This is a genomic window from Chryseobacterium sp. HNCC26DJ241, assembly GCF_057180505.1.
Genome location: NZ_JBXUGL010000007.1, coordinates 11,749 through 24,611 on the forward strand (window position 1 = coordinate 11,749; position 12,863 = coordinate 24,611).

Here is a 12,863-nt window from a genome sequence, read left to right on the forward strand (position 1 = left end):
TCTTAAAATGAATATCAAAGAGATCATAAAAAATAAAATCACGGAAATTATACAGAATTTGTATCAGCTAAATGATGTAGCATTAGAAATTCAGGAAAACAAAACCGATTTCGAAGGGGATTTTACAGTAGTACTATTTCCAATGGTAAAAATTCTTAAAAAAAGCCCTGACCTTATTGGGATGGAAATAGGTTCTGTAATTTCTGAAGAAAATTTTGTAGAAAACTTTCAGATTGTAAAGGGTTTTCTAAATCTTAAATTAGAAAATTCCTTTTTATTCCAAAATTTTGAAGAATTATATCAATCGTTTGGAAATATTGAATCAAAAAATCAAACGGTTATGGTGGAATATTCTTCCCCTAATACGAACAAACCTTTGCATTTGGGACATATTCGTAACAATCTTTTGGGTTTTTCGGTTGCTCAGATTTTAAAGGAAAACGGTTATGATGTCATAAAAACTCAGATCATTAACGATCGGGGAATTCATATTTGTAAATCAATGTTGGCTTGGGAAAAATTCGGAAGTGGTGAAACACCAGAATCAACCGGACTAAAAGGAGACAAACTTGTTGGAAATTATTATGTAGAATTTGATAAAAATTACAAAAAAGAAATTGAAGAACTAAAGGCAAAAGGTGTTTCCGAAGAAGAAGCAAAGAAAGAAGCTCCTTCAATTCGCGAAGCTCAGCAAATGCTTTTAGATTGGGAAAACAATGACGAAAAAGTCCGTGAGCTTTGGAAAATGATGAATTCTTGGGTTTATCAAGGATTTGCACAAACATATAAAAGATTAGGTGTAAGTTTTGACCAAGTTCAATACGAAAGCAATACATATATTTTAGGAAAAGATATTATACAAGAAGGATTAGAAAAAGGAGTATTTTTTCAAAAAAATGATGGTTCGGTTTGGGTAGATTTAACAGACGAAGGACTGGATCAAAAACTTTTACTTCGTTCCGATGGAACATCAGTTTATATGACCCAAGATTTAGGAACTGCGACTGAGCGTTTTAAAGATAACGATATTCAGAAATTAATCTACACAGTTGGAAATGAGCAGGATTATCATTTTCAGGTTTTGTTTAAAATTTTGAAAAAATTAGGATATAATTGGGCAGATCAGTTGTATCATCTTTCTTACGGAATGGTTGAACTTCCGGAAGGCAAAATGAAATCTCGTGAAGGAACGGTTGTAGATGCAGATGATTTGATGCAGGAAATGTATATCACGGCAAAAGAAAAAGCTCAGGAACTTGGGAAATTAGAAAATCTTTCAGATGAAGATAAAGAAAAATCTTACGAAACGGTAGGTTTGGGAGCTTTAAAATATTTTATGCTGAAAGTAGACCCTAAAAAGAAAATGCTTTTCAATCCGGCGGAAAGTATAGATTTTAACGGAAATACGGGTCCGTTTATTCAATATACTTATGCTCGAATTCAATCTTTGTTGGAAAAAGCAGGGAGTATTGAAAATTTTGATGCAAATATTGAACTCAATTCAGGGGAGAAAGAACTTATTATGTTGCTTTCCAATTACAGAGAAATTGTTGCAAAAGCTGCGGAAACACTTTCTCCGGCTATTGTTGCCAACTACGTGTATGAAGTGGTAAAATCGTACAATTCTTTCTATCAGAACAATCCGATTTTAAATAATGAAGATAAAGATCTGAAAAATTTCCGTCTGAAGTTATCAGATCTCACGGCAAAGACAATAAAAAGATCTTTCGAACTTTTAGGAATTGGCGTAGTAAACAGAATGTAAATTTGGGCGTGTCCCTTTCCATCGCTTAGTCCAAAGCTCGGGTCGGTCTACAGCTACAATCTTTTTTTGGTTGCGGCGGCGAAGCCGCCGCAACCAAAAAAAGGATTTCCGCTTTCGCCCTCACGCGAAATTCGTTATATTTATTTTCCGAAAGAACAAAAATCTGTATAGTAATTAGAAAAATGTAAAAAAAAATCACTTGTTCCATAGGAACAAAATCTGTGTAGCAATTTTGAAAATACCATAAAATTAGTTTGCTCCGTAGGAGCAATATCTGTGTAGCAGATATGTTATTAAGATAAATTTAATGATAAAATGATGTAATTAGAAAATGTAAAAAAATCACTTGTTCCATAGGAACAAAATCTGTGTAGTATGATTATTGATTTTTCACAAGATATTGATTTTGAATTCTTAAATCCGCAAAACGAATTTGAGGAAAAAGTCATTTTGTTTTTAAAGGAATTTCTTTCTGGTTCTAAAACTGTAAAAGTTCAGACTTCTGGTTCTACCGGAACTCCTAAAATTTTTGAAATCGAAAAACAAAAAATGCTGAATTCAGCAAAAATGACTTGCGATTTTCTGCAATTGGAAAAAGGAGATTTTGCATTATTATGCCTTCCTGTTGAATACATTTCCGGCAAAATGATGATTGTCCGTTCCATTGAAAGAGAATTAAAATTAGTCATAAAAAATCCTTCATTACAACCTTTGGAAGATTTGAACAATGAAACAGATTTTTGTGCAATGACACCTTTGCAAGTTGAAAATTCATTAGATAAAATTCATTTCATAAAAAATTTGATAATTGGCGGAGCTGCGGTTTCAGAAAATTTAAAAAAGAAAATATTTGAAATATTAGAAAAACCATTAACCAACAACCAACAACCAACAACCAAAATTTACGAAACCTACGGAATGTCCGAGACGCTTTCTCACATTGCATTGAAGCAGATTTACCCAAATTCTGAAGAATATTTTGAAGTTTTTGATGGGATAGAAATCAATCAGGACGAAAGAGACTGCCTGAAAATAAACGCACCAAAACTTAATCCTGAAATTTTGCAAACCAATGATATTGTTGAAATTAAGAGCAATAAAAATTTTAAATTTTTAGGAAGAATAGATAATGTGATTAATTCTGGTGGAGCAAAGATTTTTCCTGAAGAATTAGAAAGTTTGGTAAAAAAAAGCATTCCAAACGAAGCAATCTTTTTAGGGATTCCCGATGAAAAATTAGGACAGAAATTGGTTTTAATTATTGAAGGCAAAGAAAGTGAAACAATTAGCCATCAACTATCAACCATCAACTATCAACAAAAATTTCATAAGCCCAAAGAAATTATTTTTATAGAGAAAATTCCAAGAACAGCAAACGGAAAAGTGAATCGTTTAGAATTATCAAAAATCATTCAAACTTTAGACTTATGAAAAATTTTGCGTCAGAACTTTCATACAAAACTTCCCGAAGCAGTGGAGCAGGAGGACAAAATGTGAATAAGGTTGAAACTTCCGTTACGGTTCTTTGGAAAGTTGAGGACTCTGAATTTTTTAGCGAGGATCAAAAACTATTAATTCAAAATAAGTTAAAAAACAGAATAAACACAGAAGGTTTTTTGTTCTTGACGGTTTCTGAAAGTAGAACACAATTAATGAACAAAAACAAAGCAACCGAAAAAATTCTTGAAATCGTAAATAAAGCTCTTATTGTTCCTAAAAAAAGAGTAGCCACAAAACCTTCGAGGGCACAAAAACAAAAAAGATTAGATACTAAAAAGAAACTTTCAGAGAAAAAGGAAAACAGAAGATTCAAAATGTAACGATTAAAAAACAGAAGAATTTAAGGGCGAAAACGCTTTCAAAATTAAAAAATCAAAATATTTTTTAAATAATTTCTAAAAAACGATAACCGATAACCATCAACTAACAACTAATTTTTATCTTTGCAAAAATTCTAAAAAATGAATAAACCGATTACGGAATTTATAGAAAAATATTACCTGCATTTTAATGCGGCTGCATTGGTAGATGCTTCCAAAGGCTATGTTGCTCACCTGAAAGACGGAGGAAAAATGATGATTACTTTAGCAGGAGCAATGTCTACCGCAGAATTAGGAAAAATTCTTGCAGAAATGATCCGTCAGGGAAAAGTAGATTTTATCTCTTGTACAGGCGCAAATCTGGAGGAAGATTTAATGAATCTTGTAGCACATTCTCATTATGAAAGAGTTCCGCATTACAGAGATTTGACACCTCAGGAAGAATGGGATTTATTGGAAAAAGGCTTGAACCGAGTAACCGATACTTGTATTCCGGAAGAAGAGGCTTTCAGAAGACTGCAGAAACATATCTATGAAATTTGGAAAGATGCAGACGAAAAAGGAGAACGATATTTTCCGCACGAATATATGTACAAAATGATTCTTTCAGGAGTTTTGGAACAATACTATGAAATTCCAAGAGAAAATTCTTGGATGATTGCAGCAGCAGAGAAAAACCTTCCGATTGTAGTTCCAGGTTGGGAAGATTCTACGATGGGAAATATTTTCGCATCTTACTGCATTAAAGGCGAATTGAAACCTTCTACAATGAAATCAGGAATCGAATACATGACGTATTTAGCAGATTGGTACACTAAAAATTCAGGAGGAAAAGGAGTTGGATTTTTCCAAATTGGAGGCGGAATTGCAGGAGATTTCCCTATTTGTGTGGTTCCGATGTTGTATCAGGATATGGAAATGCATGACATTCCGTTTTGGTCGTATTTCTGTCAGATTTCAGATTCCACCACTTCTTACGGTTCCTATTCCGGAGCAGTTCCGAATGAAAAAATTACTTGGGGTAAATTAGACATCACCACACCGAAATTTATCGTTGAAAGTGATGCCACCATTTGTGCACCATTGATGTTCTCTTATATTTTAGAAAATTCTTAGAAATAGAATGTCACATAAATATTAGTCGCTTCAAATTTTTGGGGCGATTTTTATTTGGGCGTGTCCCTTTCCATCGCTTAGTCCAAAGCTCGGGTCGGGCTATTCGCTACAATCTTTTTCCCATGCAAAACCCTTCCGAAAAAGGATTTTCGCTACTATCCCTCACGCAGTTGGAGCGCAAAAAATAAAATTCTATCTTTGAAAGATGGACGAAATTTTTAAACAACAAGTCTGGGAAATCACAAAATTGGTTCCTGAAGGAAGAGTAACAAGTTACGGAGCCATTGCAAAAGCAGTAGGTTTCCCAAATCATTCCCGTCACGTTGGCAAAGCAATGGGAGGATGTCCGAAAGATGTTCCTGCGCATCGTGTCATTTCAAGTTCGGGAACTTTATCGGTTCCGGAATTTCAATCAAGATTAGAAGCGGAGGGAATTGTTGTAGAAAATTTCAGAATTAAAAACTTCAAAAAATTATTTTGGAATCCTTTAGAGGAATTGTAGTTGATAAATAATTGTTGATAAACTAAACAGATATTGCTCCTACGGAGCAAACGATTTTATAATATTTTCAAAAATTATTTGACATATAATATTTATGTGTAGAATATACTGTGTCAGGCTGAGCGTAGTCGAAGCCTTTTCTATGAGGCAATATTCAAAAAGTTTCGGGGCGACAAAGTCGCCCCGAAACCCTAAAAAAATTTCGGCGGAGCAAAGCTCCGCCGAAATTCAATACAAAATAATGATATTATTTATTCAAATTTTGATAACTTCTTTGGATAAAGTCCGTTAAATCTTTTCCTTTCAATAAATTCTGAGAAAGTTTAGCCAAATCCAAAGCGTATTTAATCAGACTTTCTTTTTCTTCAGCGCTTTCTGATTTTAAAATTTGGTTGGCAAACTCACTGTTAGAATTCACTACCAAATTATACATTTCAGGGAAACCGCCCATTCCAAACATTCCGCCGCCACCTGTAGCTTGCATATCTTTCATACGACGCATAAATTCAGGCTGAGTAATCGTAAACGGAGCATCATTACTGTCTAAATCTTCAAGCTGAACAGTAAATTTTGTATCGTTAATAGCTTCTTCCACATTTTTCTTTAACGATTCTTTTTCCGCTTCATTTAATTTAGAAATTACAGGTTCGTCCTTTTTTATCAAATTATTGATATGATCTGCATCTACTCTTACAAAAGAAACTTTATCTTTTGAAGATTCCAGTTTCTGGATAACGTGAGGAATAATCGGAGAATCTAAAAGCAGAACTTCGTATCCTTTATCTTTTGCAGACTGAATATAACTGTGCTGTTCATCATCATTTGAAGCGTAAAGAACAACTAAATTTCCATCTTTATCCGTTTGGTTTAGTTTAATTTTATCTTCCAATTCATTCCAAAGGAAATATTTCCCGTCGGTAGTTGGATACAATGTGAATTTATCTGCTTTTTCCGCAAATTTTTCTTCCGTTACAATTCCGTATTCAATTACCACTTTAATGTCGTTCCATTTTTTCTCATAATCTTCACGGTTTTCATTGATGAGAGAAGACATTTTGTCGGCAACTTTTTTTGTGATGTAAGAAGAAATTTTCTTCACCGCTCCGTCCGCTTGTAAATAAGAACGAGAAACATTGAGCGGAATATCCGGAGAATCAATCACGCCACGAAGAAGCATTAAGAAATCAGGAACGATACCTTTTACTTCATCGGTAACAAATACCTGATTTTGATAGAGTTGAATTTTATCTTTTTCAATATTTAAACTATTATTCAGTTTTGGGAAGAATAAAATCCCTGTCAAATTGAACGGATAATCAACATTCAAATGAATATTAAATAAAGGTTCCTCAAACTGCATCGGATACAATTCGTGGTAGAATTTCATATAATCTTCATTCGTCAGTTCACTTGGAGCAATTGTCCAAGCCGGAGTTGGATTGTTGATGATGTTGTCTACTTCTTCAGTTTCTGCAATTGCATCTTCAGGAGCATCTTCAGGTAAAGGTAATGTGTGAGTTTTTGTTCCAAATTTAATAGGAACAGGCATGAATTTGTTATATTTTAACAAGAGTTCACGGATTTTTCCTTCCTCTAAAAATTCTACAGAATCTTCTGCAATGTGAAGGATAATTTCTGTCCCTCTTTCCGTTTTATCGGTTGTTTCTTCAAGAGAAAATTCCGGACTTCCGTCGCAGATCCAACGAACAGCGGGCTCTTCTTTATAGGTTTTTGTTAAAATTTCAACCTTTTCTGCCACCATGAAAGCAGAATAAAAACCAAGTCCGAAATGCCCAATAATTCCTGCGTCTTTTGCCGAATCTTTATATTTTTCCAAAAATTCTTCGGCTCCGGAAAAAGCCACCTGATTGATGTATTTTTCCACTTCTTCTGCTGTCATCCCAATTCCTTGGTCGATGATGGTGAGAGTTTTATTTTCTTTGTCTACTTTTACTTCGATCTTAGGATTTCCGTATTCTACTTTGGCTTCCCCAATGCTTGTCAGATGTTTCAGTTTTAAAGTAGCATCAGTTGCATTTGAAATGAGTTCTCTTAAGAATATTTCGTGATCGCTGTAAAGAAATTTTTTGATAAGTGGGAAAATATTTTCCACCGATACGTTGATATTTCCTTTAGTCATAGTATGTAATTTTAGTATTTTCTGAAAACGATTTTTCAAAAAAAATACCGTTTGACTAAAAGTGACATTTTGACATTATTTGCAGAAAAAAAATTATTTTTTTGTTGTAATAATACCTATCATTACTCCAAAATTTCCGTCTTCCTGAATCCATTTTTCTTCCGGAAAATAGGATCTTGAGACAAAACCATCAAGATATAAAGCATTTTCACATCCCAATTTTTTAAATATTAAAGCGAAATTATAAAAGTTAATTTCTTTCTTAGACATTACAAAAACGGGATTGCCATTTTTTAATATTCCGACTCCGTTTCTAATATTTAGATTGTTTGAATTTTGTTGAAAAATGGAATTGATTTTTCCTTTACTAATAAGTATCGGTTCGGATTGTGTTGCAAATTTTATATTTGAATTTTGTTTATAATTTTCGGTGGAAACAATTCCATACTCATTAAATTTTGTAATATAAAAAATGCCATTAGGTTTTAGGTAAAAATTTCCTTCACCGCTCAAAGTATCAATTGGTTTTAAAGTTTTAAAATTTTCTATGTATAATCCTTTAGGTACATTATTCTCAACAAACATTCCTCCGTTCATGGCAAATTTTAAATTCTGATTTTTGGTACTGACATACGCTTTTAGATTCTGAATACTTTTTAAAGGGTGATTTTTTTCATTTTTCCAAAAGAGTTCCACTTTTTCCTTTTCAGAATTAGCAGAATAAATTACAAAATCAGGATTGATTTCTTTGTTTTTGCTGCAAGAAACGATTATGATAAATAGAGAGAAAAGTAATATTTTGTATAAGCAATTCATTTAAGTTTTGTTTAAAAATATACAAAAAAGACAGCTAAGAAGCTGTCTCATATTATCTATCTAAGTTACTGTAAATATTTAAATAATAATCAATTACTTAATAAAGAATTAATGTTTATTTTTAATCTCTTCTTTCACTTTTAGTTCCAGTTCTTCGGCTAATTCAGGATTATCTTTCAGTACATCTTTCACAGCATCACGTCCTTGTCCAAGTTTTGTATCTTCATAACTGAACCAAGAACCGCTTTTCTTCACAATTCCCATTTCTACAGCCGTATCCAGAATTTCTCCGGTTTTGGAAACACCTTCTCCATACATAATATCGAATTCTGCTTGCTTGAAAGGAGGTGCTACTTTATTTTTTACAATTTTTACTTTCACTCTGCTTCCTACTGCTTCATCACCTTGTTTGATTGGTGCGCTTGCTTTTCTGATGTCAATTCTTACAGAAGCATAGAATTTAAGAGCGTTTCCACCAGTCGTAGTTTCAGGATTTCCGAACATTACACCGATTTTTTCTCTTAATTGATTAATGAAAATTACGGTACATTTTGTTCTGGAAATGGTTGCTGTTAATTTTCTCAAAGCCTGAGACATCAATCTTGCGTGAAGCCCCATTTTGGAATCTCCCATTTCTCCTTCAATTTCAGCTTTCGGAGTAAGAGCAGCAACAGAGTCTATTACTACAATATCAATAGCTCCGGAACGGATTAGATTGTCTGCAATTTCAAGAGCTTGTTCTCCATTGTCCGGTTGAGAAATTATTAGATCATCCAGATTGATTCCCAATTTTGCAGCATAATGTCTATCGAATGCGTGTTCTGCATCTATAAAGGCTGCAATTCCACCTTGTTTCTGAGCTTCTGCAATTGCATGTAATGTAAGGGTAGTTTTTCCTGAAGATTCAGGGCCGTAAATTTCTATAATTCTTCCTTTCGGATAACCGCCAACTCCAAGTGCCAGATCAAGACCAAGAGAACCGGAAGGAATAACTTCAACAGAATCATCCACAGATGCATCTCCTAAAGTCATCACTGTTCCTTTTCCGTAGGTTTTATCCAGTTTTTCAAGCACTAATGAAAGTGCTTTCTTTTTATCTTCGTTACTCATTTCTTGTAATTAAATTTTTCCAAAAATACGGAAATAATTTCTCAAACAAGAATGAAACATCCAAATTCGGATATTTAATGATGAACATTTCTTGGTGAAGTCCGCAGATAATCTTCCAGTACTTTTTCCTGTGCTTTTCCTCCTTTTTCAATTTGTTTTTCCCGGCTATGAAATGTTTGAAACACTATGTTTTGCGTTTGTAAAAATTTTGAAAATAACAGGTTAAAAGATACAGAAGGAATTTGTAATCTTTCATTTACTTCTTTATCCAGTAAAAACCAATTCATGCAAATATGCAGGTAGCGAAGATTTTTCCTTTGAAACTGATATTTCAAAATGGTAGATTCCAGATTTTCGTCCAAAAGAGATTTTGCTAATAAAGCGGAATCTTTATCTGAAGGCGGTTGAATACTTGTCCAAAGATAGAAATATTCGGTTGCCTGCTTTTTATTGTCGGGAAGATATTCGGCGGGAATTCCGATAAGATGTCCAATGTATTTCCACAGATGAAAATGTCCGGCTTCTTCTTCCTCCGAAATTTCAATTTTCAGTTTTTTCAACCCATGAAGAAAAACCAGTGAAAAACCGAGATAAGTTGCTGCCATATCCCAAGTATTAATGGGAAGTCCCCATTTTTCCGTGTCCCAGTTTTCACTTTTTTTCAAAATTATCAATCGAGAATAAGAATGGATCAATCGTGTTTTGATGCATGATTCATAGCCTTTTTGATGAGGTTGTAAAGCATTTTTTCTCGTTACATTTACCCAAAAATCCAGAGTATCGGCCAATCGTTTTACAGCTCCTTTCTTTAAAGCACCTGTGAAAATCAGAGGTTTATTGAGATAGGCATAATCGTAACCGCCCATTAAAGTATAATCTCGTAAAATAACCAATGAATTTAGATTTGCTTTTCTGCAAAGTTCAGCACCTTTTTCCAGAAGATTCCAGTTGAGCCAATCAGGAATTTTTTGAGTCTGAAGAAAAAGTTTTTTTACACTTTCCGGAATTTCATCATTCTTGAAAACTCCATTTTTGATATACTTTTCAATTTCTTTTGTAGCTTCGGGAAATGATTGTTTAAAATAAATTTCCTTCACCACTTCATCTCCGATCTCATCGATCTGATGGTATAAAGGTGCGAATTTTTCGAAATTGTTAAAAGAAACTTCAGCTCCGCTCCAATCTATCAGTTGTTTTCCATTTCCATTTTTCCAAAAATTAATGAAATGTTCGGAGTTTTTAAATCGGGGAGATGTCTGCATAGAATTAGATAAATTTTTACCGGAATTTTAATGACTTTATTCTTTCAAAATTAAGCAATTAAACATTTCAAACACCTTTCAAATGTCATGTTTTAAAAGAATTTTTAAATTTTTTTTGAAAAAATAATTGTGACTTTCAAAAAATGTATTAAATTTGCACCACTTAAAAGGACAGACTCATGGTGTAACGGTAGCACAAGTGATTTTGGTTCATTTAGTTGGGGTTCGAATCCCTGTGAGTCTACAAACCGCTTTTACCAAAAGCGGTTTTTTTATTTTTAAACAATTGTTATAAATATGTTATCAGTTCAGGGTTTAGGTTTGCATCATGCGGGAAATTATCTTTTTCGTGATGTGAATTTTACGATAAAAAGAGACGATAAAGTTGGTCTCGTTGGTAAAAACGGAGCAGGAAAATCCACACTTCTTAAAATGCTTTCCGGAGATATTAATTTTTATGAAGGAAATGTAGTTCCGGAAGGAAATATCACGATCGGATTTCTAAGACAAGATTTGGAATTTGTAAAAGGAAGAACGGTTTGGAACGAAACAATGCAGGCTTTTGAGCAAATCAACCAATGGAAAACAGAACTTGATGATATTAATGAACAACTTGCAACCAGAACCGACTATGAAAGCGATTCTTACAGCAATTTGATTCAACGAATGACGGACTTGAACGATATTCTTCAACATCATGATGCATATAATCTGGAGGGCGATATGGAAAAAGTGTTGCTCGGATTAGGATTCAAAGCGGATGATTTCCAAAAAATTACGGATGAATTTTCCGGAGGTTGGAGAATGAGAATTGAACTTGCCAAACTTCTTTTACAGAAAAATGATCTGATGCTTCTGGATGAGCCTACCAACCATTTGGATATGGAAAGTATCATCTGGCTGGAAAATTTCCTGAAAGATTATCCTGGCGGAATTGTACTTGTAAGCCACGATAAACAATTTATGACATCGGTTTGCAACAGAACTTTTGATATTAATAATAAGAAAGTTGATGATTATAAAGCCAATTATTCCAAATATTTAGAACTTCGTAAAGACCGAAAGGAAAAATTGATTCAGGCCAAGAAAAATCAGGATGCGGAAATCAAACAGATGGAAGATAACATCAATAAATTCCGTGCAAGTGCAACAAAAGCGTCTTTTGCCCAGTCTTTGATTAAAAAACTTGAAAAAATCGAAAGGATTGAAGTGGAAAGTGAAGATGTTTCTAAATTCAATATTCGTTTTGTGCAATCGGTTGTTCCCGGAAAGGTTATTTTCGAAGCTGAGAATTTAGGAAAAAGTTATGGTTCGAAAAAAGTTTTTGATAATGTGGATTTTTTCGTGGAAAGAGGAGATCGGATTGCTTTGCTTGGACAAAACGGGCAGGGAAAAACGACTTTGGCAAAAATTTTAGCGGGCGAAATCAAGGATTATTCCGGAACGTGGAATCTTGGACATAATGTGAATATCGGATATTTTGCACAAAATCAGGAAGAGGTTTTGACGCCGGATAAAACCGTTTTGCAGGAAGCAGAAGATGCTGCAACGGAAGAAACCAGACCAAGAGTTCGCGATTTGCTGGGAAGTTTTTTATTTTCAGGTGAAGATGTTCAGAAAAAAACGAAAGTGCTTTCCGGAGGTGAAAGAAACCGTTTGGCTTTGTGTAAATTATTGCTTCGTCCGTTCAACACTTTGATTATGGACGAACCAACGAACCACCTTGATATTCAGTCGAAAGAAATTATTAAATTGGCGTTGCAGAAATTTGAAGGAACTTTAATTCTGATTTCTCACGACCGTGAATTTTTGCAGGGACTTTCCGACAAGATTTTTGAATTTCGAAACGGAACTATGAAAGAATTTCTTGGAAATATTGATGAATATTTGGAATATCGCCAAAAAGAAAGTCTTCGTGAAGTTTCTATGGAAAAGGCAAAGCTGCACCAAGAAGATATTTCGACTCCGCTAATTGCTACAAAAGAAGAAAAACCGACAACCATAAACCAACCATCATCAACGATTCTAAGTAAAGAGCAAAAAAATATTCAGAATAAAATAAAGAAAGTGGAAGAGAAGATTTCCACTCTTGAAGCTGAAATTGAAAAATTTGAAGCTGATTTTACAAAGGGAAATCCTTCCGAAGAAACTCTTGAAATCTATAATTCCAAAAAAGAAGAATTGGATCTCGCTTTGCAGGAATGGGAATTTCTCGGGACACAATTGGAAAATTAAATAGAAATTCTGAAATTTTTCTGTTTTTTTATTTTAAAATTATAAACGCTTCGACTTCGCTCAGCGTGACATCGTGTAAAATTATGTTATCAGTATT

10 protein-coding genes and 1 tRNA gene are annotated in these 12,863 nt (G+C 33.8%); 7 read left to right on the forward strand and 4 right to left on the reverse strand.

What is annotated here, in order from left to right:
- Positions 1-7: 7 nt before the first annotated feature.
- From argS to AC2A1C_RS05750, 5 genes are all read left to right on the forward strand, one after another.
- On the forward strand, positions 8-1,765 hold the full coding sequence (argS, locus tag AC2A1C_RS05730; protein WP_484024244.1) for an arginine--tRNA ligase: 1,758 nt from the start codon (positions 8-10) through the stop codon (positions 1,763-1,765).
- A gap of 375 nt (positions 1,766-2,140) precedes the next feature.
- On the forward strand, positions 2,141-3,196 hold the full coding sequence (locus AC2A1C_RS05735) for an AMP-binding protein (RefSeq protein WP_484024246.1): 1,056 nt from the start codon (positions 2,141-2,143) through the stop codon (positions 3,194-3,196).
- Complete coding sequence (arfB, locus tag AC2A1C_RS05740) at positions 3,193-3,585, forward strand: alternative ribosome rescue aminoacyl-tRNA hydrolase ArfB (protein ID WP_484024248.1); 393 nt, start codon at positions 3,193-3,195, stop codon at positions 3,583-3,585. Before AC2A1C_RS05735 ends, arfB begins: the two co-directional genes overlap by 4 nt.
- A gap of 141 nt (positions 3,586-3,726) precedes the next feature.
- Entirely contained in the window at positions 3,727-4,701 is a 975-nt protein-coding gene (locus AC2A1C_RS05745; RefSeq protein WP_484024250.1) for a deoxyhypusine synthase family protein, read from the forward strand.
- 205 nt (positions 4,702-4,906) lie between these two features.
- Entirely contained in the window at positions 4,907-5,203 is a 297-nt protein-coding gene (locus AC2A1C_RS05750; protein ID WP_484024252.1) for an MGMT family protein, read from the forward strand.
- A gap of 247 nt (positions 5,204-5,450) precedes the next feature.
- Here AC2A1C_RS05750 and htpG read toward each other — a convergent pair whose 3' ends face one another.
- The 4 genes from htpG to AC2A1C_RS05770 all read right to left on the reverse strand — a co-directional run bounded on the left by htpG (position 5,451) and on the right by AC2A1C_RS05770 (position 10,531).
- Entirely contained in the window at positions 5,451-7,343 is a 1,893-nt protein-coding gene (gene htpG / locus AC2A1C_RS05755; protein WP_484024254.1) for a molecular chaperone HtpG, read from the reverse strand.
- A gap of 93 nt (positions 7,344-7,436) precedes the next feature.
- Positions 7,437-8,159 carry a phosphodiester glycosidase family protein gene (locus AC2A1C_RS05760; RefSeq protein ID WP_484024255.1) on the reverse strand — a complete coding sequence of 241 codons (723 nt, stop codon included), beginning with the start codon at positions 8,157-8,159 and terminating at the stop codon, positions 7,437-7,439.
- A 108-nt stretch (positions 8,160-8,267) separates the two neighbouring features.
- Positions 8,268-9,269: a recombinase RecA gene (gene recA, locus AC2A1C_RS05765; RefSeq protein WP_484024257.1), complete on the reverse strand. Its 1,002-nt coding sequence runs from the start codon at positions 9,267-9,269 to the stop codon at positions 8,268-8,270.
- Positions 9,270-9,343: 74 nt separating this feature from the next.
- Positions 9,344-10,531: an oxygenase MpaB family protein gene (locus AC2A1C_RS05770; RefSeq protein WP_484024258.1), complete on the reverse strand. Its 1,188-nt coding sequence runs from the start codon at positions 10,529-10,531 to the stop codon at positions 9,344-9,346.
- 173 nt (positions 10,532-10,704) lie between these two features.
- Between AC2A1C_RS05770 and AC2A1C_RS05775 the strand changes: the two genes are divergently transcribed.
- Together AC2A1C_RS05775 and AC2A1C_RS05780 are read left to right on the forward strand one after the other, a co-directional pair.
- Positions 10,705-10,775, forward strand: a tRNA-Gln gene (locus tag AC2A1C_RS05775).
- A 53-nt stretch (positions 10,776-10,828) separates the two neighbouring features.
- Entirely contained in the window at positions 10,829-12,766 is a 1,938-nt protein-coding gene (locus AC2A1C_RS05780; protein WP_484024260.1) for an ABC-F family ATP-binding cassette domain-containing protein, read from the forward strand.
- The last annotated feature ends 97 nt before the right edge of the window (positions 12,767-12,863 follow it).